This window comes from Mesorhizobium sp. C268A (assembly GCF_040324475.1).
In the GTDB taxonomy this organism is placed as follows: Bacteria; Pseudomonadota; Alphaproteobacteria; order Rhizobiales; family Rhizobiaceae; genus Mesorhizobium.
The window spans coordinates 4,609,718-4,632,263 of record NZ_JAMYVX010000001.1 but is presented as its reverse complement, the minus strand read 5'-3'; the positions used below and the strand labels follow the sequence as shown (position 1 = coordinate 4,632,263).

The window sequence follows — 22,546 nt, the reverse complement described above, 5'->3', positions numbered from 1 at the left end:
GGCCATAGCGAAGCAGTCGCTCGGTTCGTGGCTGACATGACGCCGGGCTGCGAAACCGGCTTCGGCAAATGCCAGGCGATCGGCGTGGGCGATGACGAAACCGGCGAACTCGTCGCCGGCATGGTGTTTCATGATTTTCAACCAGGCCCGGGGCTGATCCAGATTTCGAGCGCTTCGAAAACGCCGCGATGGCTGACGGCGGATGTCCGCCACATCATGTTTTCATATCCGTTCGACCAGATCGGTTGCCAGATGGTCGTTCTGCAGGTTTCCGCAAAGAACGAGCGCATGGTTCGGATCGCGAAGGCTTTCGGCTTCACCCCTTACTTGATCAAGCGCATGCGCGGACGCGACGAAGACGGCTACGTTTTCACGCTCACTGAAGAAGACTGGCGCAACGGCCGTTTCACGAGGAAGACAAATGGGTAAAGCCTCAGCACCTAAGCCGCCAGATCCCAAGGAAACTTCCGCGGCCTCGACGGGTACGAACATCTCGACCGCTATTGCCAACTCATATTTGAACAATGCCAATCAGGTCGGGCCTGATGGCACGATCACATATACGAACAGCGGTACGCAATCGCTCACTGACCCCTATACGGGCAAGACCTATCAAATCCCGACGCGCACCGCGACGACCACGCTTTCCGCTGCGCAGCAGGCGATTAAGGACCAGACCGACAAGGCACAGTTGAACCTTGGCACGCTTGCCAACAACCAGTCGTCATTCCTGAACGACTATATGGCCAAGCCCTTCGATGGATCGAACGATGCCACCGAGGCGCGACTGCTGCAGCTCGGGAAAGCGCGCCTTGATCCGATCTTGGCTCAACAACAGGATGCCTTGGCGACGCGGCTATCGAACCAGGGCATCAAGCTTGGCTCAGCTGCTTATGACCGTGCCATGGCCCAGCAGGGCCAGAACGCCAACGATGCCAACAACCAGCTCATCCTTTCAGGCCATGGGCAGGCGTTCGCGGAGGGCCAGGCAATCCGCAACCAGCCCATCAACGAAATCACGGCGCTGCTTTCCGGATCGCAGGTCAGTTCGCCACAGGCCGCGGGCTATACCGGCAGCACCATTCCGACAACCGACAACGCTGGGCTGATCAATCAGAACTATCAGGACAGGATGGCCGCCTACAACCAGCAGCAGGCGCAGAGCGGAAGCTTGATCGGCGGCCTCTTCGGTCTCGGCAGCAAGCTCATCGGACTATCCGACGACGAGGCGAAAAAGGACAAGGAACGGCTCGCCGACATCACCCCGGAAATGGGGCTGTGGAAGTTCCACTACAAAGGCGAGGCGAAGGGCGCTCCGATGCGGCTTGGCCTCATGGCCAGCGAAGTCGAGAGGGTGCGACCCGATGCTGTTTCGCGCCGGCCTGACGGTTATCGCCAGGTCGATTACGGCAAAGCTCTGTCGTTGGGGGCCTGAGGCATGGCGCTGTCATTCATCTTCGATGCCGAGAAAGGCGAGACGCCTGCGTCCGTCGCCAAGAAGCGGGCAATTGTCCAGGCGCTGATGTCTTCCCAGCGCGCGCCGCAGAACATCGGCGAGGGCTTGAACGCGCTTGGGGATGGCATCGTTCAGAATGTTCTCAACAGGCGCGCCGATGCGGCAGAGATCGCAGGACAAGCCCACGCGACCGACGCGTTTGGCGGCATGATCAATGCGGGCACCTTCCCGGCGGCTCCGGGCTCTCCAGTTGCGGCCTCCGCGAGCGGCGCGGCCGACTACGGCGGCGACCAACTCGCATGGCAGGACGCAAAGCCCTACCAGAAGGCGCTGCTCAACACGATTTCCGGCCCAGAAAGCGGCGGTCGCTACAACGTCATCTATGGCGGCGCAAAGTTCGATGATTTCTCCCACCATCCGAACCAGGCGGTGCGCATCCAAACCGGGCCGAATGCTGGCCGCACCTCGTCGGCCGCCGGCAAGTATCAGTTTCTGGGTTCCACATGGGACGATGAGGCCAAGGAACTCGGCTTGCCCGACTTCTCGCCAGTCAACCAGGACAAGGCAGCATGGAACCTCGCCGCCAAGACCTACAAGGCCAAGACGGGCCAAGTGCTCGATGACGTTCTACAATCCAGCGATCCGGACGCTATCGCCAACGTCGGCCAGGTCTTGAGCGGGACGTGGACGAGCCTTCCCGGTGGCATCGAGCAGGGCACAAATACGAACAGGTTCGTTGCGACCTACCAGAAGGCGCTTGGCGCCGGCGCTACGCCCGCACAGGCAACGCAGGCGGCCCAGCAGGAGCAGTCACAAGACCCAGTTCAAGTTGCCTCGCTCGGTCCCTCCGCTGGTATGACACCGGCCCCGAGCCTCGCCACCATGTCGCCCGGCACCACGGCTCCTGCGTATGATCCCAGCGGCCTTCCTCCGCTCGATCCTAACGACCCGATGGCACCCGCAACGCGTCCGACTTATCCCGGCGCTCCGCAAGGATCTGGAAAAGCTGGTGAAGTTCGCCGCGGCGCCGACGGCAAGACCTATCAGTTTGTCGAGACAACTGGCATGGCCGGCGCGACCGGTGATCAGGGCTGGATTCCAGTCAATGCCAATTCGCCGTTGCCCAATCCCGGCCCCGGTGAGCCTGACGCGACCACGCCGGCCGGCCAGCGCGTGCTGTCGACAATGATGAGCCCGGAACCGCTGAGCGGTCGCGGTGGCGTCGTGCAGGCCCTCAGCGCGGCTCAGCAGCCCGCACCAGCAGCGGCAGCCCCGTCGCCGGTCGTTGCGGCACTCGCGGGCGCTCAGCAGCCTCAGCAGGCCGCAGCAGCCTCTCCCGGCGTCCAGAAGGTCGCTCAGGCGATGTCTCCGCAGGAAGACCTGTCCAGCATCCCGGTAGAGGCTGGCGGCACTGGCGGCGCTATCCAGCCCGGTCAGGGCGGTCCGTCTATTCAGCAGATCATGCAGGTTGCCGCTGACCCGTGGGCATCGCCCGAGCAAAAGGCGATGGCCAATATGACGCTCCAGCAGAAAATGCAGGAGGCCGATCCTTTGCGGCAGCTGCAAATTCAGGCTGCGCGCAAATCTCTGGCCGTTCCGCCGAAGCAGTGGCAGAAGCTGGACGACGACACCCTGTTCGATGCGGCCAGCGGCGAGACGAAAAGCATTTCAGGCGGCGGCCCGACGAAGTTCGAAGGCAACGGCCTCGACGCCCAGGCTTGGAACATCCTGTCGACCGCCGATCCCGCTTCGCGAGAATATGCGACTGCCTACGCCATCATTTCGCAGCCAAAGACGCAGATGGTGCAGACGCCTGATGGCATGGTGCCTATTCAGGTGCCGCCCAACCTTCCGGCATGGCTACAGGCTCCCGGTGGTGGTGCCGTGCCTGCCGCACCAGCCGCGCCAGGAGTGACTTCGCCCGCTCAGGTAGCGCCTCCTGCTGCTGGGGCACCGGCTCCCGCCGTCGCTGCGCCGCCTTCGGCCGCTCCTTCTGCAGGAGCCGTCATCCCCGGCACAATGAAGCCGACAGAAACACAGCGGAACCGGGTTTCCTCCGTCAACCAGGCGTTCGATGCCATCACCGGCGAACTCGACCGCTATTCGGAGCTGGTCGCCAAGACCGGCATCGAGGCAATGCCCGGCGCGTCCAAGGACAATCTGAACACCGTCCGCCAGGGCATCATGTTGCAGATGAAGGAACTCTTCAATCTAGGCGTTCTCAACGGGCCTGATCTCCAGTTGATGGAAAACATGATCTACGACCCGGTTGTCGACGTGACCAAGGACGGCGGGGCATGGAACCTTCCGAGCCAGGTCTACACCGCAGCTACTGGCGGGGCGGGTGACAGGGCGGCCAACAGCGTCAAAGAGCTGAAGCGCATGCTGGAAGGCATCAAGGCCTCGGTTGACAGGACGACGGCCGAGCCGAACGCTCCGGCACCATCGCCAAATCCGGATGGCTGGAAAGATGTCGGCAACGGCGTGCGGATCAGGGTGAAACCATAATGGCGACGTTCGAAATTCAAGGCGCGGACGGCAAGACCTACGAAGTCGATGCGCCCGACGAAAAGACCGCGCTGAGCGCCCTCGGACAGGCGGGCGCATCCTCGGGTCCGGATGCCCGCGCTCAAGCGGGCATTGGGCTCGCTCAACAGATGCATGCGCTGTCACCCGAGCAAAAGCGCGCGATTGCCGGGGTCGATCAAGAGACGTTGCAGCCGAACCGCGTTCCTGCCTTCGCACCACCTGGCTACAATGCACTCACCGACAGGATCGAGGGCGACGATGCTCTGAGCAAAATGCGCACCACCTCGGGCGGGATTCTGGAGGGCATCCCGATCTTGGGCCCAATGATCCGGGGCGGCGTCGATCGTGCAGCTGCTGCGACAATCGCAGGAGCGTCTGACGAGACCTATGACCAAGTTCTGAAGCGCATCCAAGCGGGCACCGTCGCTGAAAAGTCGATGAACCCGAACCTCGACAAGGCGTCACAAGTCACGGGCGCTGTCGCGGGCACTATCCCGGCGATGGCGGCAGCGCCTGGGGCCTTCGGTATTGGCGTGACGTCGGCGCCGTTGCGCTTCGGCGCCAGTGCCTTGACCGGCGGACTTATCAACGGAACCGATGCGGCAGTCCGTTCTGGTGGAGATCCTACGGCAACAGGCATTGGCGCGGTTACTGGAGCCGGCCTCGGTGTGCTCGCCCCGGCTATCGGCCCTCTCGTCGGCCGAGGCGTCAAGTATGTTGCCGATGGCTGGAACCTCGGCGGTGCAGCCAAGGAACTTGGCATCGACAAGGTTGCCGCGGCGATGCTGTCAAGGGCGGCAGGGCGCGACGCGCTCGATGCCGGCGCGCTGGGTCAGATGGACAAGCTCGGCCCCGGCGGAATGATCATGGATTTGGGCGAAAATCTTCGTTCGCAGGCCGGCGGCTTGGCAGCGTTGCCCGGAAAAGGCAAAGCCATTGTTCGCGGGGCCGTCGACGCGCGCAATGCCGGTGCAAACCAGCGCATCACCAGCACGATCGACCAGGAACTTGGCCCAGCCCCTATCCCATCGCGCATCAATGCCGGCATCGACGTGAACCAGGCCAACCTGTCACCGGAATATCGGGCGGCCTTTGCCAACGCTTCGCCGGTCAATACGCGACCCATCGCCACCTATCTTGATCGGGAAATCCAGACCCTTCGCGGCGAGGCGCAGCGTGGTCTACAGCGTGTCCGCACGATGCTGAACCGCACCGCCACCCAGGAACTGGAAAGCAATCCCGTAACGTTGCTTGAAACCCGCAAGGCTATTGATGGCATGCTGGAAACGACGGTGGAAACGAACGCCCGCAACGCGCTTCAGACGGCCAGACAGGCTGTTGATGACGAGTTGCGCGCTTCCGTGCCCGGCATCAAAGAAGTCGACAGCAAATTTGCCGAGCTGGCCCGCCAGCGGGAGGCGGTCGGACGCGGTCAACAGGTGCTGTCCAGCGGCCGGGAAGCGCCGAGGCCCGCCGAGCTCGCCCAAGAAGTGCAGGAAGGTGCGTTGCCGCAAGGCATGCAGATCGGCCCGTCTGCTGTCCCTATGCGGCTGCGCGAGGGCGCGCGTGCCGAGATTGAGCGCATCGTGGGGACAAACGCAAATGACCGCGTTGCCCTTCAGCGCCTCATCAAGGGCGAAGGCGATTGGAACCGCAGTCGTCTTGCAACGCTTTTCGGCAAGGACCGAGCCGACCGCATCATCGGTCTTCTCGATCGCGAGAAGCATTTCGCAGACACAACTGATATTGTGACGCGGAATTCTCTCACCGCAGCCCGCCAGGCTTCACAGCAGGAACTCACCGGCTCCGGCGCCGAGGCCTTTGGTGTCCCTCAGGCTTTCATGGCAGGCGGGGTAGCGGGGGCGGCCCGGGCCACGGCCATGAAAGGCGTTGACGCGGTCGTTGAAGCACTCAGCGGCATCAAGAACGAAGCCACGCGCAGCGCTATGGCCAAGATCCTCACCAGTAACGATCCGGAAGTGCTTGAAACGCTTCTTCGTGCCGGCCGTGGCTCGCGTGTAAATGCGTCAGAGGTCGATAAAGTCTCTCGCGCGCTGCTCCTCTCGCAAGGTCAGCGTTCGGCGTTCCCACAGCAATAGCGCAACGAAAACCGCTGTCGTTCCCATAACGCCAACGGCAAGACCGATGACGAATTGGGGCTCGAGGCTTCGGAGAAACCCTCCAAGCACGTCGTGCAGCACGACCATGATGCCAATCGTGATCACAGCAGCGATGACCTGAAGAATTCTGACGCGCATGCGCGCGGAACATAAACCAATCCCCCAAAATTAAAAGGTGCTGCCAATGCCTATGAATGGAGCCGGCGTCACGTCGTGGCCGCCGAACACAACGGCGATTCCGAACACGACGATCGAGAGCGGGAAATACAACGCCTTCTTGGCCGATCTCTTGTCGATCATGAACACGCCGCGCCCGATCACGATGGGCGGCACGGGGGCGAGTTCGGCGGTCGGTGGCAATGATGCTCTGCACACGACCAGCAGTGTCATCGCATCAGCTGCGACGACTGATCTGGCCGCGGCAACCGGTGTCTCCGTCACGGTGTCGGGCGCGGCGGTGATCACCGCTTTGGGCGTGCTGCCCAGCGGCGTCTTGCGTTTCCTGACCTTCTCCGGAGCGGCGACGCTTACCCATAATGCCGCCACGCTCATCCTGCCGGGGGCCGCCAACATCGTTGCCGCAGCCGGTGATACCGCCGTGGCGCAGTCCCTGGGTGGTGGCAACTGGCGTTTTCGATCCTACATCCGCGCGTCTGGCCAACCAGTCGCAGTAATCTCTGATGCCAACCTCCCCGCGCGCCTTGGTGTGGTGGCTAAGACGATCACCGACTGGAACACTGCGCTCGACAACGGCTGGTATATGGGCAGTGGGGCGGCCAACGCCCCTGCGGCAAACACCGGGTGGAATATCGGCACGGTCGAGGCACACGGGGCGGCCGGCTACCGAACCCAAACGGTTTACGATTTTGTGAATGCCACGGCGGCCAACACCACCATCTGGCGCCGTTACCAGAACGGCGGCGTGTGGGGTGCTTGGTTTAAAATCCAGTGGTCTCAGGCCGAGCAAGACGCCCGCTACGTTCAGTCGAGCACGGCGCTTCTGCAGAAAGCCTACGAGAGCGCCCAGCAGACCATCACGGCCGGCGGCACATTGACGCTGGCGCATGGGCTAGGGGTGAAGCCGAAGCTCTACATCGCCGTCATCCAGTGCACGACTGCGGACTTGGCGTATTCGATCGGCGATGAAGTCGCCATCAATCCTATGCTGAACACTACTGACGCTACCGTGCAGGCCATCAGCATGGTTCCGGATACAACCAATTTGAATGTTCGAATTGGCGCCAATTCCAGTTCACTTCGAATTATGGCCAAAAGCGGAGCAAGCCTTACCAACATAACGAACACAAGCTGGCGGCTGGTATTCAGGGCGTGGGCCTAGCTTGCTGAATAGGATCCGTCTAAACCTGCGAAATGCATGCTACTGTCGTGGTTCAAGGCGAAATACCCTGCAAAGGCTACGGTGGCACTCAGCGCCAAGTAGAATGGCTGGCCACCACGCTGGTCGGTCTGGGGCATCGGGTCACGCTGATTGCCGCCCATGGCTCTACACATCCCCTTTGTGAGGTTCGACACGCTGCATCTGCGCCCGAAAGCGTGGCGGCAATCCCGCCAGATACCGACATTGTGCATTTCAACGGCTGGTACGAGGCCGAGACCAGTCACCGAGCGCTCTACACGCTGCACGGCTATGTGCCGAATACGCCAAGGGAAGGGCTGAACTGGAGTTTCGTTAGCGCCAGCCACGCCCGGCACCAGGGCCGGCAGACATTCGTCTACAACGGGTTCCCGGTGGATGCCTACCGGCTCACCGACAAGAAGACCGGTCGGCTGTTGTTTCTCGGCGGTATCGCAAGAGCGGGAAAGGGTCTCGGTCGCGCCGTCGACCTCGCCAAGAGATTTGACTTCGATCTCGACGTTGCCGGCGGCTCTCGCTGGAAGTTGCTCGGGCGTAGCAAGACTCGGGGCGTGTTCCTCAAAAGCCTTTCGCGTCGTTTCAATTTCACGGGGACTGTCGACGGTGACGAAAAGCTGCGGCTGTTGGGCGAGGCAAAAGCCTTCCTCAACCCGATTTCTTGGGATGAGCCGTTCGGCATGGCGCCGGTCGAGGCAATGCTATGCGGAACTCCAGTACTGACTACTCGACGCGGAGCGCTACCTGAAACAGTTAACGCAGAGACCGGACGCTTTTTCGACAGTAACGATGAATTCGCGACCGGCCTGAACGAGATCAGCGGGATGTCCGCACTCCGCTGCCGCGAATCGGCTGCTGACCGATTCCCAATCGAAAAGACCACTAAAGCCTACCTGGCCCTCTACCAGCGCGTTCTTGACGGCGAAACGCTTCCGTAAAGTTTCCGGACGGGCGGCAATGCCCAAACCGGAGGTTTCCCATGACAAAATACTTCGTCAAAGCTCAAGGCGTGCGCCGCTAACCGGCGGAAGGCCTATGCTGCTAACGCTCTTCCCCCCGCCTGATCTCAAAATCATCATGGTGCGTCCAATAATAAACGGCAGCTGACATTGCCACGATGCCCAACGCAAAGCCGACCGCCAACCCCAAATAAAACATCTCTGCCTCACGGCGAAAACCATGCTTGGCGAAGGCATACACCAATCACAAATTCTGAGTAAAGGGATCGGCAGATATGACCAAATTCTTCGTCGACGCGGATGGCGTCTATCTCGGCGGCTTTGACGGTGAAAACGTCGATCTGCCTCAAAATGGCGTTGAGGTCTTGGAGGCCCCGGCAGATGCCCGCCAACTCTGGGATGGCAAAGCGTGGAGCGCGCCGCCTGCTGAGCGTCGCATGGTGCCAAAATCGGTTGTGCAGGCTCGGATTATTGAGGCTGGCAAGATGTCGCAGGCCTATGCCGCCCTGGCGGGCAACCCAATCTATTTTGCCCGCTGGTTCGCGCCGGATCGGCCGGAAGTTTACAGCGACGATCCTGACGCAGTCGGGCTAGTCCGTGCTCTTGGGCTTGATCCTGCAGTCATCCTCGCGCCTTGAGTTTTTGGCGAATGATATCTACCGGCGTCCGCCACACTCGATATCGGCCAGCTTCGACGATTTGCCGTGCAACGGGCTCGGCAGCGTATGCATCGAAGAAGCGATGTACACGAGGTTCTGCGAACGCCTTCTTCCCTCGCGTATTATAGTCCCTGATCTTGAGCTTATGCGGGCTGATCGTCCGCCCCCCCAAGGACAAGGCTATGCCGATGCAGAACTGCTCCGCAGCGTCAATTTTCGATATCTGATGGACAGCAAGCATCGGTGGATACGCGTCCATCAGAGCGGGAAGATTGTCTCGATGCACTCCGAGAATGCCACTTTGCCACATAGGTTCGCGGCCCGTGATAACATGTTCGCCGATCCGAAGGCCTTCCCCTTCCAGCACAGGCGTCCATTTGTGGGGTTTCTCTAGGCGTCGCATCACTGAATGCTTAGGCGAAATGCTTTCGAAGCCAAGGGATAGAAATCCTGCTGGGTAGTGGTCTGAGTCCATGAAGATGAGGCGGTCGGTCATCCTCAGTAGTTTGATCAGCGCCCGGGCCTTGATGCCAAAATGATATTGACCGCTGAAGGACCAAGCCTCTTTCTGCATGTCAGTCAGAAGCAACGTCTCCATGGGATAGTCGACAAACAATTCGGGCCTGTCCGTCGCAATAATGATCTTTGCTTCTGGACAATGATACAAAAGCTTGAGGGCGCTCAGCAACGCGCCGCGATGGTACAATTCGTTTCCGCCATACGCGATGTAACCGAAAACGTCCTTCATCACCACTCACCTCGGTGCAACCGTACGCCACCTCTTGTGAAACTGCGTCGCCTCACGCGCCTACGGCGCAGATTACTAGAGCTTCGGGGTCGACACTGACTTTATTCGAGTAGCGTGCTTTGCAATGAAAACCTCGATCGGACCGCTGAGAGTAGCTGCCTCGCTCTTGATCTTATCCTCGTCCCATAACCACCACTGTATTTCCAGCAATTGCGCAACGGTATCAGCAGGGAACCGACTGCGGATAACTTGTGCACGATTGCCGGCCACTATCGCATAGGGCTCGACAGACTTGGTGACGACGGAGCCGGCACCCACAACAGCGCCGTCGCCGACTGTCACGCCTGGCAATATGATGGCACCGTGGCCAATCCAAACATCGTTGCCGATCGTGATGCCCCCAGGCTTCCCAGCGTTGGGTAAAGGCTCAGGCTGCTTCAGGACGCGGCTATAGATCGGGAATGAAGTGGCACTCTTCGTCTGGTGTTGGCCGGTGCACATGAACAGCACTTGGCCAGCAACAGAGCAGAAGCTACCCACATTTAGGGGCGCTTCATTAGTCGGGAAAAGCACCTTCCGCCAAGTGACGCCGTAGGTGTGGCGGCCGACGGACACATTATCGGGCAGTTTCGCGCGCGCGTCTTTGAACCACTTAGAAAATACTGACATTTAGACATCCCGCCCTGACCGCTAAAGAGCGGTTACCTTCTTTCAAATGCAACCTCAAGAGGCTTACACATGGACCGCAATTTCGTGCGGGCGCTCGCGCTCGTTCTCAAATCGGAAGGGCTCTGGTCGGACAATCCGGCCGATCCGGGCGGCGCCACCATGAAGGGCGTTACCATTGCCAATTTCCGCCGCTATGTGAAGGCGGATGCGACGAAGGACGATCTGCGCCATATCACCGATGCGCAGATCGCCACTGTTTATCGCCGCTTTTATTGGGATGCGGTCGCTGGCGCCGAACTACCCGATGGTGTCGATTATGCCACCTTTGACTTCGCGGTCAACAGCGGCCCGAGCCGAGCTGCGAAGTATCTGGAAGCCGTGGTCGGTGTGGCGCAGGACGGACGCATAGGCCCTGCCACCATGGCCGCGCTAGGCAAGAAGTCACCCGGCGCGGTCATCGACGCTCTCTGCGACAATCGGCTGACCTTCCTGAAGGGGCTCAAGACATGGCCCACCTTCGGCAAGGGCTGGGCCTCTCGCGTCGAGAGCGTGCGCCGGGCGTCCCTGTCGATGACGATACAGCCGGCGCCCGCGAAGCCCATCCCGGCTCCACAGCCACCCGTAGCGCCTCCTGCCGCTCCTGATCCGGCCTATGTCGAGCGCAATCCGTTTTGGGCGGGCCTGTTCGCTATCCTCAAAGCCATCTTCGGAAGGAAATGACCATGAAGTGGTTCAACACCAACAGCTTCCACAACCTCCTGAACGTGCTGATCACCGTCGTTTGCGGTGGCGCGCTCGTCGGCTTCGACTGGACCATGTTCGGCCTCACCGATCGCACGGCATTGCAGATCAGCGGCGCGCTGGCTTTGCTCAAGCTGGTGATCAACGCCGTGCGCGATGGCCCGACCGGCATGGTTGCGCCTCCACCGCCGGCCGAGGAGAAGTGAGATGGCCGAACTCATCATCGCCGGCCTCGAAGGATTCTTTCTCAATCCCACCGTCATGGCCATTGGTGCCGGCGTTGTCCTTGCCATCGGTGCTTGGATCAAGGGCAGGCTTTCCGGAGCCAAGGCAGAGCAGGCCAAGCATGACGCCGAGCGGCTGGCGGCCCGCACCGAATCCGACAAGATCGACCAGGCCGTCGCCGGCATGAGTGACGCCGAAGTGCTGAAAGGACAGGCCAGATGGTCACGCCCAAAGTCCTAGCGCTTGTCGCCTTCATGGCGCTCGGCGCCTGTCAGCACGCGGGCGGTTCATTCTGCGATATCGAGGAGCCGAACCGCAACCCGGTCGAGGACATGACCGTTGTTGAGGCAAGAGACGCGCTCGCCCACAATCTCAAGGGCGAAAAGCTCTGCGGCTGGGAAGCCTGACATGGCAACATCGGCGACGAAGAGCCTAGAGATGATGGTAGGCGGCCTCGTCGCCGCTATGGAGGGCGTCCAGCGGGACGTAACCGAGATCCGGCGCGATATCAAAGACAGCGATGCCAGGGCCGCGCTCTCTTATGAGCAGTCTGAACAGCGCGCCGCTGCCAGCCGATCGAAGATGTACGCCAAGACCGACGAACTGGTGGAGCGTCTTTCCGAGACCGAAGGCGCAGTGAAATCCCTCAGCGAAGACATGACCGAGGTCAAGGCCGTGACAGCGGAAGTCACACGGTGGAAGCTGATGGGGCTCGGGGCGCTTGGCGTGACCGGCATGGCAGCAGCAGCGCTGGCGTCGCTGGTCACCGCCTACTGGTCAGATATTTGGCGGGTGATGCGTGGCGGCTAACGCCGATTAATATACGGAACTGTGCACGGGTATGTGGGTCCGAGACAGGCTGGTGCTTAAAATTGTTTGGAACAAGAGCCGCATCTGCGGGTTTATGTCGTGCAGCGGCTTTCTCAGGAATATGGCCGCTCTATTCAAGGTGCAGAACCCGCCGCCATGGTCCCCCTCAGCGGCGGGTTTCTCTATTCCAATAAGGGCGCTACCCAGCCAAGATCAGAGTAAGCTGCTATCGAGCGAATCCAACTTTGAGCGAATGCTGCTGATTGCATCCACGATAGCGTCTGCCGTTGTTCGGTCGAGGGCAATATCCAGGCGACCTTCAGTTGTCCGGATTGAAAGAACGCCGAGAACGCCGTCTTTGGCCCGAACCGTGGCAATGCGAATTTCGGTCGGCACAAAGGGCGCCTTTTCCATACGCTTCATGGGTTGCTCGCTTCAGGTTCTCTGGCGTGACCGTCGCGCAACCACGCTACGATTTCAAGCGCAGCGCTTGGCTACCCAGCCGTAGGGAATGTTACACCTTAGCCTTCCGCCACCCCGCCCACCAAGCTTGCCATTGGGAGCAAAACCAGCGCTCGCCCTTGGCTGGGTTGACGACTGTGGTGTTGTAATAGCGCTGACCTGGCATGTGATAGATGCGCTCGCCTGTCTCGACGCTGATATTACCCTTGATGTTGCAGCCAGCCGGCGCTCGGGACGCTGGGGAGTCGCCCTGCCGATGCACGGTCGGCAGAGGATGCAGTTCGGCTTGTGGCATGAAATAGCTGGCTCCGGCAACGCCACAAAGCAAAACCGGGATTAGCGCCCGCTGATCTAACAGCGAACGCCGACGCCGCCTTACAGGCTTCTGCCTTTGGAGGCCCATAACCCTCTCTCCAACGAGAGAATGCGTCGAACACTTTGGGGAGTCCAGAGCGCTGTCAAGTTGCGCCGCCCTATAGGCTCGCACTCTAGCCATTCGTTAATAATTCCTGAATTTTCGAAGATTTAACTACAGCCTGCAACTCTGTTGTCGGGGACAGAAGCTATGAACAAGCTATTCTTCGGTGACAACCTTGACGTTCTGCGAAGGCAGGTCAAAGACGAGAGCGTTGATCTTGTCTATCTAGACCCTCCTTTCAATTCGAATGCCAACTACAATGTCCTATTCAAAGAGGGCGCCGGCATACCATCCGAGGCGCAAGCAGAGGCGTTTCGCGATACCTGGTCGTGGGGAGAATCTGCGGCCATAGCATTTGATGATGTCATGCGCGAAGGGGATGACTTGGCGCTTGTCCTTCGGGCCTTCCGCGCTTGGCTTGGCGACAATTCGATGATGGCCTACCTCGCTATGATGGCCGTCCGTTTGATTGAATTACACCGCGCACTGAAACCGACTGGGTCGCTCTATCTTCACTGTGACTCAACGGCCAGTCACTACCTAAAAATGCTGTTAGACACCATTTTCGGGCCAAGGAATTATCGGAACGAAATCATCTGGAAGCGGACCACGGCCCATAGCGATACAAAATCTGGCTTTAGCCGCGTTACGGATACGATCTTCTTTTATGCAAAATCGGACAAAGCGACATGGAATACCCAATACGGCGAGCACTCGGAATCTTACAAAGCGAGCCACTATCGCCACGTTGACGCACAACGGAGGCATTACCGTCATGACAACATTATTCGATCCCAGAGTATGGGGCCGAGACCTAACTTGGTATACGAATACAACGGATTTACGCCGCCCCACGGTTGGAGGGTCGTTCGTGAGAAACTTGCCGAAATAGACCGGGCGAATCGTATTTACTGGTCTCGCAATGGTGTGCCGTATCTCATTCGCTACCTAGATGAGCAGAAGGGCGAGATTGTCGACAATCTCTGGACTGATATCTTCCCGGTGAATTCACAGGCGCGTGAAAGGCTCGGATATCCAACCCAAAAGCCTCTCGCTCTGCTTGAACGAATTTTGAATGCCTCATCGAATCCCGGCGACATCGTGCTCGACCCATTTTGCGGCTGCGGCACAAGCGTTGAAGCGGCAGAGCGACTCAATCGGAAGTGGATCGGAATTGACGTGACCCACTATGCCATAACGTTGATCGAACGCCGCTTAAGAAAAATAGAGAACGTCCAAAAATTCGAAGTAAGCGGAAGGCCGACCGATCTTGCTGGCGCACGTGATCTCGCGCGGCGCGACAAACACCAATTTCAATGGTGGGCTTCTTGGCTACTTGGTGCGCAGACCTATGAATCAAAGAAGGGAGCCGATAGGGGCATTGATGGAAACATCTATTTTGCAAACGGCCCGTACGGATTTGGGCGAATAATTGTCTCTGTGAAGGGCGGAGAACACCTCGGGCCAGCCATGGTTCGGGAATTGAGCGGCGTTGTCCAAAGGGAAGAGGACGCCAATATGGGCATTCTGGTCACTCTTGCAGAGCCAACTAAGGCAATGCTTTCAGATGCTGCCGGCGCAGGGTTTGTGGAACGGTCTGCGCACGGCAGACTGCCCCGCGTACAGATCGTGACCGTCGGTGATTTGCTGGATGGGCGCTACCCGGCAATGCCCCCGTTGCCGCCGCCAGCCGTAACAAAAATCCGGACAAGGGCTGCGCGAGACCGTGACCAACTTGAACTTCTCTTGCCCTTTGATGTTGACGGGCTAAAGATTCCGAGTGGCGCAATTCTCGACCCGAGGTACCTGGCCCTCAATAGTGAAACGTCCAGGCGTTCTTCTTAGGCTTGGCGCGCAACACTCGTCGGAGGCTTACTCTGACCTGCCAGATTATGGGCTTACCCAGTCTTCCGTTGACGCCAGCAGGTGATTGGCCATTTCAGGGGTGACAGCTACATAATACCGGATCGATCTATCGCGTCGGAAAGTTAATGACTTGTCCTAGCGCATCTCCGCGGGCATTGATCTCTCGGGTCAGGTGTACCAGCATCACCATTTCGGCGCTGCCTGCTGCGATGTCGGTTGGCAGAGCATCCATCAAACTTCGCAATTTTTCTTTATCCCAACGTGGAGAGCAACTGTTTAAATGCCTTTACGGTCGCCCTGAGCTCCGCAATCAATGCATCTGCCATTTGTCTGATTAACCCCGAACCCTTCGCCGATTAACCAGGTGAAACAAAACTAGTTTCGATTCCCAAGTGTGGCTAACTGACGCAGCCGGTACAGCAGAGTTTATGCAACCATTTAGAGCTTGGTCGCGCCGCCTGTAGCGCCATATCCGCGCTGGCGGTCGTCGAGCTTACCAACAGCACTGATGCAAAGAGCATGATCGGAGGATAACTACGGGATTATCGGGCACAGCCTGGTGACGGTTATGGTGGACCGGACGGACCGGATGCAAAGTACCGGTCGTCTTGGTGGGGGGCCAGCAGGAGCCACCAAATGTACCTAGGAGATATTGTCGGACGCCAAGCGCGAGGTGAGAAGATGAGCCATATGCTCCGTCAACGCGGAGAGAATTGGCTTGGTCGCAGGCTGTGGACGGCGCTGGAAGATGATATCTGCCATTCCGAGTATCCCAACTACACGGCGATGGCGAAGAAGCTTCCTCACCGCACGCATTGCGCACTCAAAAACCATTGCCTGCAGTTGGGCATCTGCAAGCCGCGTCCGCAGTGGTTGGCAAACCAGGACACCCAATTCCGCAAAATGTATAAGGCTGGTTCCTCGATGGACGAGTTGCGCCGAGCGTTTCCGCACCTATCTAGGGTACAAATCTGGAACCGGGCTAGCCACTGCCGGCTTTATCGCCCTAAAAAAAAATACTCCCCAACGGGCATAGACCTGCTGGATCACCTGCGTTCCGAGTGTGCTCGTCGACATGTCACGATGGCTGACCTCGACCATTTCAGTAAAGCCAAGCGCTATTTTACGCAACGATTGTGGAGAGGAGAACGGGGTTTCGTCGACTTCAATTACATCGTGCGCGGTATCCATGAACTCGGCGGCACGCTCTCCGTTCAGTGGGGGATCGACCATTGAGCGCGTTCTTCCGACGCCGAGTGGAGGCGACAATCGAACATATGCTCGGCCTGCTGGACGAGATGGACGGCGACCCGGATCTGGAGCCGGAGCCCGTCGAAGAGCAGCATGACCGCGAAGCCGCCAGCTTCACCTACGTCTTGGCTGACAGAGCGAGGCGCCGACGAGTTGCGCACTAGTCGGCGGGAGTTGTCCACAGGTCGCCGAGATAGATAAAATTGTGGCGGTTTGTTTAAGGTCTCGATCATCGGCCAGGCGCATCGTTCGACCGGGTCCAATCCCAGCCTTCGGCCTTCGGACCCCCACTATAGCCCGCTGCCCTCCGGCTGCGGGCTTTTTTATGCCGGTCGGCCCACTGGCACAGAAACGGCACAGATATGTTTCAATGTTTTCGCTCTGTTCTCGCTCTGTTGGCGTATATTAGCTAATGAAAACAGAGAAAGCACTGCATTGACATTGCAGGGGTCACAGGTTCAATCCCTGTCACGCCCACCATCCTTTCAATAACTTAGCCAAGCCCGTTTTTGGCGCACCCCTTCGACGACTTAGCCGGTAAGGCGGCCACCGCTTGTGGCAGCCGCCTCGTGTTTGTGGACATTCTAATGCATGGCGCTCAAAAGTGGTCCCGGTTTGAGACAACGACATGCATAAAAACAAAGACCTATAGCGCGTCGCCTGAGTCCGTTCAAACGCGACGCGCTTTAGACGTGGTGCGGGCTTAGCGTCCTTGAAGGCGCAGGCTCGATGCCGTCCTCCATAAGAATATCCTTCTTGCGAGCGAACGCGACGAAGACGCCTCGTGCTGTCTCGGGTTCCACATCACCAATCAGAGCGGCTTTGCAAGCGCGAATAGCAGCTCTCTGCTCCGGGCTGTTGCCACACCATTCGGCTGCGAATTGATAGGCATCCGCGACCGTGTTGAGTTGGCGGGGAAAGCCCAATCCCACCCACACCCGGACTGGCTTTGCAAAAGGTTTCGATAGCATCATGACCTCCTTTCCTAATGCATGTCACCCAGAAGTATGCCGCGGTTCTGGGACAACGACATGCATCAAAACAAAGACTTAAAGCGTGTCGCATGAATCCGTTTCGCGACGCGCTTTAGGCAGTCACTCCTCCGCCTTCGCCACCTCTGCCCATCATCCACGGCATTGTCGTGGATACTTCCTCAAGGATTCTGGCTGCTTTCGCAAAACCGCTGAACGCGTCTCTGGCTGCGGAAAGCGGATAATCGCTATCGAAAGCTCGCTGGCAGGCCCGCAATGCCGTTTGGTGAATGGGGCCGCGCCTGTCCTTCGGCCATTCATAGAGGAACTCCAGAGCGTCCTCGAGACACGTGATTTCCTGAACAAGGTTGTCGCCGCTTTTCACGAAAACGGCGCTGTCAAACATCCGATCGTTCATATGATCCTCCAAATTGAACGAACCATTGAGTTTCATGGTTTGCGCGGTCCAGGCCAACTGCAGGCGCGCGACAGAGGCGCGCCAGTACGTCCTGCAGTGATCATCTTCGTTTCTCCGCAATCACAGCCTCCCGGCCGGAACCGGGAGGCGGACCCGCAGTTCAAAGTGTGACAGATCGACAGGATTACGCGGCTTTACGCGCGCGGTCCGTGTCTTGCGTGATCTGAGTGGCGGCCGTCGGCGTGTCGCCGACGCCGATGCTGATGCGGCGCGGTTTCAGCTCTTCGGGAATCTCACGGACGATGTCGATCGAGAGGAGGCCATTCTCCAGTTTGGCTGCCTTGATCTTCATGTGGTCGGCAAGCTTGAACGTCTGCCTGAAACTGCGATAGGCGATGCCCTGGTGCAGCAGCTGGCGTCCGCTCTGATCATCAGCCTTCTGGCCTACCACGACCAGTTCGGGTCCATGCTGGGTCAGCTCAACCTCATCCTGGCTGAAGCCTGCGATGGCCATCGAGATACGGTAATCGTTCTCGTCGACCTTCTCGATGTTATAGGGCGGCCAGTCTGGACGCGTGCCGCTGTCGAGCATGTCGAAAAGCCGGTCGAAACCGACGGTGGTCCGATAGAGGGTATCAAAGGTTCTCATAGCCACATCCTCCTTGAAGCAACATGGGTACAAGGACGCCGCCCCGTGCGGCGCCGCCATTTTTTGCCGAGCCTTATGGCCTTGGCGGAAATCGAATTAGGAGGCGCCCCAAATGAGTTCAAGAGCATCTCGAATTTTTTTTAGTAGCATCCTTCGCATCGACGGAAAGCGAAATCTGAGTTTCTACGGGACCTTCCCTTCGAACAGTCGAACAGCCCCTTGAAGTACAGATCCGGCGGGAAGTTTTCGCGCGATCTGCGCGACCGCATCGTCTACTGCCCCGCCGTCCCGTTTCGTATTCAAATGCCGGCCAGCAAGGAACCGGGTAGCGGCCTTCCGATCCGTAAATCCACCCTGTCGGGGGCGAGACGTCCCGGCACGTGCCGGGACGTTTCTGGCTCGCGGATCACTGTGGCCGCGGATCGGGCCTGTCGGGCTTGTCATGAGGGGTGTTGTTGCCTTCACGGCACGGTGTGCCGATGCCGCAGCATTTGCCGTTGTAGGTGACACCGGGCTTGGTCTTCTCGCATTCCCTCGGCGGTGCCGTCTGACACCCTGCCAGCACCGAAACCGCGATGGCGGCGAGAAATGCGTTTCTTGAAGTGATAAACATTGACGTTCTCCTTGATGGACCGTGTTTGCTACACACCGCTTGGTCGCGGGCGGCAGCGAAATGGTTCAAGGAAAATTGGAATCAGGCCGCGCCGAGGCGGACATCACCCTTCTCAATATGGTTGAGAAACCACGCATATGTCTGTTCCAATCCATCGCGAAGCGCGTAGCGCGGGCGCCATCCCGTCGCGAACAGCCGCGAAACATCCATCAACTTGCGCGGGGTGCCATCTGGCTTGGTCGTATCGAAGGCGATATCAGCCTCGACGCCGGCGACCGATGCGACGGTCTGGGCAAGCTCAGCAATGGTGACATCCTCGCCCGAACCGACATTGACGTGGCTGTCGCCGGCATAATTCTTCAACAGCCAGACCAAGGCATCGGCGGCGTCGTCGACATGCAGGAATTCACGCCGTGGCGTGCCCGAGCCCCAGACCTCGAGGCTGTTGCCGCCGCTCAGCGCCAGCGCATGCGCCTTTCGCATCAGGGCCGGCACGACATGGCTGGACTGGAGATCGAAATTGTCGCCAGGACCGTAAAGGTTGGCCGGCATCGCTGAGATGTAGTCGACGCCATGCTGGCGCCGATAGGCCTGGCACAGTTTGAGCCCGGCGATCTTGGCGATCGCATACCATTCATTGGTGGGTTCGAGCGGACCGGTCAGCAGGGCGTCTTCCCTGATCGGCTGCGGCGCGAGCTTTGGATAGATGCAGGACGAGCCGAGAAACAAAAGCTTGCCGACCTCGCTGCGAAAGGCGCCGTCAATGACATTGCCCTGCATAACCAGGTTTTGCTGCAGGAAATCGACAGGGAACCGGTCATTGGCCAGGATACCGCCGACTTTGGCGGCCGCCATCACCACCGCATCCGGCCTGTGCTCGGCCATCCAGCGCCGCACCCCTGCCTGGTCAAGCAGGTCGAGCCCGTCGCGCGATACGGTGAGTATCTCGCAGTCCTCGCTCGCCAGCCGGCGCACGACGGCCGAACCGACCATGCCGCGATGCCCGGCGACGAAGACACGCTTGCCTTTCAGATCAAATGTCGCGTCCATGAACCTGCCTCACGCAGAACGGCTGTTCTGCCGCGTGCCGCCGGCGGTGCGCGCCAGATCGGCCTGCACCATTTCCGCCACCAGATCCCTGAAGCCGGTCGTGTGCGACCACCCCAGCCTGGCTTTGGCCTTGGCGGGGTCGCCGAGCAGCAGGTCGACCTCGGTCGGCCGGAAATAGCGCGGATCGATGCGCACCAGGACAGTGCCCGAACCGGCATCGACACCGACTTCATCGACACCCTCGCCTTGCCAGCGGATGGTGCGTCCGGTCTCGGCAAAAGCCAGTTCGACGAATTCGCGCACCGAATGCGCCTCACCGGTCGCCAGCACGAAATCGTCGGCTTCACTGTGCTGCAGAATGCGCCACATGCCCTCCACATAGTCGCGCGCATGGCCCCAGTCACGCTTGGCGTCGAGATTGCCGAGATAGAGCGTGGCCTGAAGGCCGTGATGGATCGAGGCGACGGCCCGCGTGATCTTGCGGGTGACGAAGGTTTCGCCGCGTGTCGGGCTTTCGTGGTTGAACAGGATTCCGTTGGCGGCGAACATGCCGTAAGCCTCGCGGTAGTTGACCGTGATCCAGTAGGCGTAGAGCTTGGCCGCGGCATAGGGCGAGCGCGGATGGAAGGGCGTCGCCTCGCTTTGCGGGACCTCGCGCGCCTTGCCGTAAAGCTCCGACGTCGATGCCTGATAGAAGCGCACCGACTTCTCCAGGCGCAGGATGCGGATCGCCTCGAGCAGCCTGAGTGTTCCCAGCGCATCGGCATTGCCGGTGTATTCCGGCGTCTCGAAACTCACCTGGACATGACTCTGGGCGCCGAGATTGTAGATCTCGCCGGGCTGTGTCTCCTGCACCAGGCGAATAAGGTTGGTCGCGTCGGTCAGGTCGCCATAATGCAGGAAGAAACGCGCACCGCGCTCGTGCGGATCGACATAGATGTCGTCAACGCGCTCGGTGTTGAACGAGGACGAGCGGCGTTTGACGCCATGGACAATATAGCCCTTCTGCAGAAGCAATTCTGCGAGATAGGCCCCGTCCTGCCCGGTAACCCCGGTGATGAGCGCCACTTTTTCCGTCATTGCCGCTCCGTCCGCATCCAATCCCGGCAACCGAATACAGATTTGGCGCGAGAACGCAAATCCCCCATACGGGGGACAGGTTTCAGCCAGCGATTGTGTCGTTCTCAGGCACCTGCAATCGCGCAGAAATGCTTCATCCTGGCCAGCGCACGCTCGGGATCGGCGAGCAACCCTGCCTGGTCGGCAAGGCGGAAGATGTCGGCATAGTGCAGGATACCGCGCGCCGACTGCATGCCGCCGACCATGGCGAAATGGTCCTGATGGCCGTTGAGCCAGGCCATGAAGACGATGCCGGCCTTGTAATACTCGGTCGGCGCCTCGAAGATCTTGCGCGACAACGGCACGGTCGGCGCCATCAGCGCGTCATAGCCGGCGCGGTCTCCGTCAGCCAGTTTTGCGAGCGCCGCATTGGCGACCGGCGCGATGGCGTCGAAGATGCCGAGCAAGGCGTGCGAGTGCCGCTTCCCGTCGCCGGCAATCAGTTCGGGATAGTTGAAATCGTCGCCGGTGAACATGACGACGCCTTCCGGCAACCGGTTGCGCAAGGCAACTTCCTTGCCGGCATCGAGCAGGGAAATCTTTATCCCCTCGACCTTGCCGGCATGACGCTCGATGATGGCGACGACGGTGTCGAGCGCGGCCTCGAAATTGCCGCTGCCCCAATAACCTTTCAGTGCAGGATCGAACATGTCGCCCAGCCAGTGCAGGATGACCTTGCCGGATGCCTGGCTGAGGATGCGATCGTAGACCCTGATATAGTCGTCCGGACCCTTTGCGACCGCTGCCAGCGCCCGGCTGGCCATCATGATCGCCTTGCCGCCCTCGCCTTCAATGAAAGCGAACTGCTCCTCATAGGCGGCGATCACATCTTCGAGTGATCTCGAATTGGCCGGCGCCAGATGATCGGTGCCGGCGCCCGAGGCGAGGTCTGCGCATTCGACGCTGCGCGCCTCGGCGATCGAGCGCCGGATCAATTCCTGCGCATTCGCCCAGTCGAAACCCATGCCGCGCTGCGAGGTGTCCATCGCCTCGGCGATGCGGAAGCCAAGCCGCCACAAATGATGCCGAAACGCCATCGTCTTGTCCCAGTCGACCGCAGGCTTCGACCAGGGGTCGGTCATCGCGAAAGGGTCGGCGACGACATGGGCCGCGGCATAGGCGATGCGCGGGAAAACCGCACCGATTACGGGCTCGACCGGACTGCCCGCGAGCTTGTAGCTGACGCGGCCGCCATTCTGCGTAGGCAGGGTGATATCCATGGCAACCTCCGTTTTCGGCATCCTACTAAATGGAACGTTCCAATAAATCAAGAAACTTTATGATTCCGGCGATTGAACCGGCCCAAACGTTGAAGAAGGCTAAGAGCCCTTGCTAGGAACCACATTCATCACCTTTTCGATCTCCGCAAGAATCCCGATTGACTCTCGTTTGGCAGAGTGATTAGAACGTTCCAATAGATTTTCTCATTTAGGCGGAGGAA

Annotated in this window: 26 protein-coding genes; 15 read left to right on the top strand and 11 right to left on the bottom strand. The window is 59.5% G+C overall.

All coding sequences use genetic code 11. The annotated features are described in order from the left end of the window. Positions 1 to 36 precede the first annotated feature (36 nt). The 7 genes from NKL06_RS22585 to NKL06_RS22555 all read left to right on the top strand — a co-directional run bounded on the left by NKL06_RS22585 (position 37) and on the right by NKL06_RS22555 (position 9,074). Positions 37 to 429, top strand: coding sequence for a GNAT family N-acetyltransferase (locus NKL06_RS22585; RefSeq protein ID WP_081726051.1), 393 nt, complete (start codon positions 37 to 39; stop codon positions 427 to 429). Beyond that, a complete protein-coding gene (locus NKL06_RS22580) occupies positions 422 to 1,435 on the top strand; it encodes a hypothetical protein (protein ID WP_023691804.1) in 1,014 nt (337 codons plus the stop codon). The genes NKL06_RS22585 and NKL06_RS22580 overlap by 8 nt, the downstream gene beginning before the upstream one ends. A gap of 3 nt (positions 1,436 to 1,438) precedes the next feature. Continuing rightward, positions 1,439 to 3,964, top strand: coding sequence for a glycoside hydrolase family 24 protein (locus NKL06_RS22575; protein WP_023691805.1), 2,526 nt, complete (start codon positions 1,439 to 1,441; stop codon positions 3,962 to 3,964). Continuing rightward, the gene (locus tag NKL06_RS22570) at positions 3,964 to 6,084 is read left to right on the top strand and encodes a hypothetical protein (RefSeq protein WP_023691806.1); all 2,121 of its coding nucleotides are present in this window, start codon (positions 3,964 to 3,966) and stop codon (positions 6,082 to 6,084) included. The genes NKL06_RS22575 and NKL06_RS22570 overlap by 1 nt, the downstream gene beginning before the upstream one ends. Before the next feature lie 205 nt (positions 6,085 to 6,289). Beyond that, positions 6,290 to 7,444 carry a pyocin knob domain-containing protein gene (locus NKL06_RS22565; protein WP_156939136.1) on the top strand — a complete coding sequence of 385 codons (1,155 nt, stop codon included), beginning with the start codon at positions 6,290 to 6,292 and terminating at the stop codon, positions 7,442 to 7,444. A 32-nt stretch (positions 7,445 to 7,476) separates the two neighbouring features. Continuing rightward, positions 7,477 to 8,415, top strand: a complete 939-nt coding sequence (locus NKL06_RS22560; RefSeq protein ID WP_352580931.1) for a glycosyltransferase — start codon at positions 7,477 to 7,479, stop codon at positions 8,413 to 8,415. A gap of 296 nt (positions 8,416 to 8,711) precedes the next feature. Beyond that, positions 8,712 to 9,074 (top strand): hypothetical protein, encoded by a 363-nt coding sequence (locus NKL06_RS22555; RefSeq protein WP_023691811.1) that lies wholly within the window; start codon positions 8,712 to 8,714, stop codon positions 9,072 to 9,074. On the opposite strand, the gene NKL06_RS22550 is transcribed toward NKL06_RS22555, so the two are convergent. Both NKL06_RS22550 and NKL06_RS22545 read right to left on the bottom strand, forming a co-directional pair. Continuing rightward, positions 9,058 to 9,843 carry a hypothetical protein gene (locus NKL06_RS22550; protein WP_023691812.1) on the bottom strand — a complete coding sequence of 262 codons (786 nt, stop codon included), beginning with the start codon at positions 9,841 to 9,843 and terminating at the stop codon, positions 9,058 to 9,060. The genes NKL06_RS22555 and NKL06_RS22550 overlap by 17 nt on opposite strands. 75 nt (positions 9,844 to 9,918) lie before the next feature. Next, entirely contained in the window at positions 9,919 to 10,512 is a 594-nt protein-coding gene (locus tag NKL06_RS22545; protein ID WP_023691813.1) for a CatB-related O-acetyltransferase, read from the bottom strand. A gap of 69 nt (positions 10,513 to 10,581) precedes the next feature. Between NKL06_RS22545 and NKL06_RS22540 the strand changes: the two genes are divergently transcribed. The 5 genes from NKL06_RS22540 to NKL06_RS22520 are packed head-to-tail and all read left to right on the top strand — an operon-like array spanning position 10,582 to position 12,288. Next, the gene (locus NKL06_RS22540) at positions 10,582 to 11,232 is read left to right on the top strand and encodes a glycoside hydrolase family 108 protein (RefSeq protein WP_023691814.1); all 651 of its coding nucleotides are present in this window, start codon (positions 10,582 to 10,584) and stop codon (positions 11,230 to 11,232) included. Positions 11,233 to 11,234: 2 nt separating this feature from the next. Further along, complete coding sequence (locus tag NKL06_RS22535; RefSeq protein ID WP_031195962.1) at positions 11,235 to 11,459, top strand: hypothetical protein; 225 nt, start codon at positions 11,235 to 11,237, stop codon at positions 11,457 to 11,459. Position 11,460: 1 nt separating this feature from the next. Further along, positions 11,461 to 11,718 carry a hypothetical protein gene (locus NKL06_RS22530; protein ID WP_023691816.1) on the top strand — a complete coding sequence of 86 codons (258 nt, stop codon included), beginning with the start codon at positions 11,461 to 11,463 and terminating at the stop codon, positions 11,716 to 11,718. Continuing rightward, positions 11,697 to 11,885, top strand: a complete 189-nt coding sequence (locus NKL06_RS22525; protein ID WP_023691817.1) for a hypothetical protein — start codon at positions 11,697 to 11,699, stop codon at positions 11,883 to 11,885. The genes NKL06_RS22530 and NKL06_RS22525 overlap by 22 nt, the downstream gene beginning before the upstream one ends. Position 11,886: 1 nt before the next feature. Further along, positions 11,887 to 12,288, top strand: a complete 402-nt coding sequence (locus NKL06_RS22520) for a DUF1515 family protein (protein ID WP_023691818.1) — start codon at positions 11,887 to 11,889, stop codon at positions 12,286 to 12,288. A 213-nt stretch (positions 12,289 to 12,501) separates the two neighbouring features. Here the strand turns inward: NKL06_RS22520 and NKL06_RS22515 are convergent, their stop codons facing one another. Together NKL06_RS22515 and NKL06_RS22510 are read right to left on the bottom strand one after the other, a co-directional pair. After that, the gene (locus tag NKL06_RS22515) at positions 12,502 to 12,711 is read right to left on the bottom strand and encodes a hypothetical protein (protein WP_031210400.1); all 210 of its coding nucleotides are present in this window, start codon (positions 12,709 to 12,711) and stop codon (positions 12,502 to 12,504) included. A gap of 91 nt (positions 12,712 to 12,802) precedes the next feature. Next, positions 12,803 to 13,153 (bottom strand): sunset domain-containing protein, encoded by a 351-nt coding sequence (locus tag NKL06_RS22510; RefSeq protein ID WP_023695647.1) that lies wholly within the window; start codon positions 13,151 to 13,153, stop codon positions 12,803 to 12,805. 162 nt (positions 13,154 to 13,315) lie between these two features. Between NKL06_RS22510 and NKL06_RS22505 the strand changes: the two genes are divergently transcribed. The 3 genes from NKL06_RS22505 to NKL06_RS22495 all read left to right on the top strand — a co-directional run bounded on the left by NKL06_RS22505 (position 13,316) and on the right by NKL06_RS22495 (position 16,449). Beyond that, positions 13,316 to 15,013, top strand: a complete 1,698-nt coding sequence (locus NKL06_RS22505) for a DNA methyltransferase (RefSeq protein ID WP_023691819.1) — start codon at positions 13,316 to 13,318, stop codon at positions 15,011 to 15,013. A gap of 702 nt (positions 15,014 to 15,715) precedes the next feature. Continuing rightward, complete coding sequence (locus NKL06_RS22500; protein WP_156939137.1) at positions 15,716 to 16,270, top strand: hypothetical protein; 555 nt, start codon at positions 15,716 to 15,718, stop codon at positions 16,268 to 16,270. After that, a complete protein-coding gene (locus tag NKL06_RS22495; protein WP_084567695.1) occupies positions 16,267 to 16,449 on the top strand; it encodes a hypothetical protein in 183 nt (60 codons plus the stop codon). Before NKL06_RS22500 ends, NKL06_RS22495 begins: the two co-directional genes overlap by 4 nt. A 522-nt stretch (positions 16,450 to 16,971) precedes the next feature. Here the strand turns inward: NKL06_RS22495 and NKL06_RS22490 are convergent. From NKL06_RS22490 to NKL06_RS22460, 7 genes are all read right to left on the bottom strand, one after another. Beyond that, positions 16,972 to 17,259: a DUF982 domain-containing protein gene (locus tag NKL06_RS22490; RefSeq protein WP_245267087.1), complete on the bottom strand. Its 288-nt coding sequence runs from the start codon at positions 17,257 to 17,259 to the stop codon at positions 16,972 to 16,974. 112 nt (positions 17,260 to 17,371) lie between these two features. Next, entirely contained in the window at positions 17,372 to 17,794 is a 423-nt protein-coding gene (locus tag NKL06_RS22485) for a DUF982 domain-containing protein (protein WP_306413578.1), read from the bottom strand. Positions 17,795 to 17,858: 64 nt separating this feature from the next. Then, positions 17,859 to 18,323 (bottom strand): Hsp20 family protein, encoded by a 465-nt coding sequence (locus NKL06_RS22480; protein WP_023671192.1) that lies wholly within the window; start codon positions 18,321 to 18,323, stop codon positions 17,859 to 17,861. 406 nt (positions 18,324 to 18,729) lie between these two features. Continuing rightward, entirely contained in the window at positions 18,730 to 18,936 is a 207-nt protein-coding gene (locus NKL06_RS22475; RefSeq protein WP_023710933.1) for a hypothetical protein, read from the bottom strand. An 81-nt stretch (positions 18,937 to 19,017) separates the two neighbouring features. Then, positions 19,018 to 19,986, bottom strand: a complete 969-nt coding sequence (gene fcl / locus NKL06_RS22470) for a GDP-L-fucose synthase (protein WP_023691823.1) — start codon at positions 19,984 to 19,986, stop codon at positions 19,018 to 19,020. A 9-nt stretch (positions 19,987 to 19,995) separates the two neighbouring features. Continuing rightward, positions 19,996 to 21,066, bottom strand: a complete 1,071-nt coding sequence (gene gmd, locus NKL06_RS22465) for a GDP-mannose 4,6-dehydratase (RefSeq protein ID WP_023686427.1) — start codon at positions 21,064 to 21,066, stop codon at positions 19,996 to 19,998. Positions 21,067 to 21,170: 104 nt separating this feature from the next. Next, entirely contained in the window at positions 21,171 to 22,325 is a 1,155-nt protein-coding gene (locus NKL06_RS22460) for a dihydrodipicolinate synthase family protein (RefSeq protein ID WP_023691824.1), read from the bottom strand. Positions 22,326 to 22,546 lie beyond the last annotated feature (221 nt).

Coding starts and splice junctions, on each gene's coding strand:
- NKL06_RS22505 (WP_023691819.1), top strand. CDS start 13,316: ATGAACAAGCTATTCTTCGGTGACAACCTTGACGTTCTGCGAAGGCAG.
- NKL06_RS22500 (WP_156939137.1), top strand. CDS start 15,716: ATGAGCCATATGCTCCGTCAACGCGGAGAGAATTGGCTTGGTCGCAGG.
- NKL06_RS22550 (WP_023691812.1), bottom strand. CDS start 9,843: ATGAAGGACGTTTTCGGTTACATCGCGTATGGCGGAAACGAATTGTAC.
- NKL06_RS22585 (WP_081726051.1), top strand. CDS start 37: ATGACGCCGGGCTGCGAAACCGGCTTCGGCAAATGCCAGGCGATCGGC.
- NKL06_RS22555 (WP_023691811.1), top strand. CDS start 8,712: ATGACCAAATTCTTCGTCGACGCGGATGGCGTCTATCTCGGCGGCTTT.
- NKL06_RS22520 (WP_023691818.1), top strand. CDS start 11,887: ATGGCAACATCGGCGACGAAGAGCCTAGAGATGATGGTAGGCGGCCTC.
- NKL06_RS22525 (WP_023691817.1), top strand. CDS start 11,697: ATGGTCACGCCCAAAGTCCTAGCGCTTGTCGCCTTCATGGCGCTCGGC.
- NKL06_RS22510 (WP_023695647.1), bottom strand. CDS start 13,153: ATGGGCCTCCAAAGGCAGAAGCCTGTAAGGCGGCGTCGGCGTTCGCTG.
- NKL06_RS22460 (WP_023691824.1), bottom strand. CDS start 22,325: ATGGATATCACCCTGCCTACGCAGAATGGCGGCCGCGTCAGCTACAAG.
- NKL06_RS22580 (WP_023691804.1), top strand. CDS start 422: ATGGGTAAAGCCTCAGCACCTAAGCCGCCAGATCCCAAGGAAACTTCC.
- NKL06_RS22515 (WP_031210400.1), bottom strand. CDS start 12,711: ATGAAGCGTATGGAAAAGGCGCCCTTTGTGCCGACCGAAATTCGCATT.
- NKL06_RS22575 (WP_023691805.1), top strand. CDS start 1,439: ATGGCGCTGTCATTCATCTTCGATGCCGAGAAAGGCGAGACGCCTGCG.
- NKL06_RS22570 (WP_023691806.1), top strand. CDS start 3,964: ATGGCGACGTTCGAAATTCAAGGCGCGGACGGCAAGACCTACGAAGTC.
- NKL06_RS22565 (WP_156939136.1), top strand. CDS start 6,290: ATGCCTATGAATGGAGCCGGCGTCACGTCGTGGCCGCCGAACACAACG.
- NKL06_RS22540 (WP_023691814.1), top strand. CDS start 10,582: ATGGACCGCAATTTCGTGCGGGCGCTCGCGCTCGTTCTCAAATCGGAA.
- NKL06_RS22560 (WP_352580931.1), top strand. CDS start 7,477: ATGCATGCTACTGTCGTGGTTCAAGGCGAAATACCCTGCAAAGGCTAC.
- NKL06_RS22535 (WP_031195962.1), top strand. CDS start 11,235: ATGAAGTGGTTCAACACCAACAGCTTCCACAACCTCCTGAACGTGCTG.
- NKL06_RS22545 (WP_023691813.1), bottom strand. CDS start 10,512: ATGTCAGTATTTTCTAAGTGGTTCAAAGACGCGCGCGCGAAACTGCCC.
- fcl (WP_023691823.1), bottom strand. CDS start 19,986: ATGGACGCGACATTTGATCTGAAAGGCAAGCGTGTCTTCGTCGCCGGG.
- NKL06_RS22475 (WP_023710933.1), bottom strand. CDS start 18,936: ATGTTTATCACTTCAAGAAACGCATTTCTCGCCGCCATCGCGGTTTCG.
- NKL06_RS22530 (WP_023691816.1), top strand. CDS start 11,461: ATGGCCGAACTCATCATCGCCGGCCTCGAAGGATTCTTTCTCAATCCC.
- gmd (WP_023686427.1), bottom strand. CDS start 21,066: ATGACGGAAAAAGTGGCGCTCATCACCGGGGTTACCGGGCAGGACGGG.
- NKL06_RS22480 (WP_023671192.1), bottom strand. CDS start 18,323: ATGAGAACCTTTGATACCCTCTATCGGACCACCGTCGGTTTCGACCGG.
- NKL06_RS22490 (WP_245267087.1), bottom strand. CDS start 17,259: ATGATGCTATCGAAACCTTTTGCAAAGCCAGTCCGGGTGTGGGTGGGA.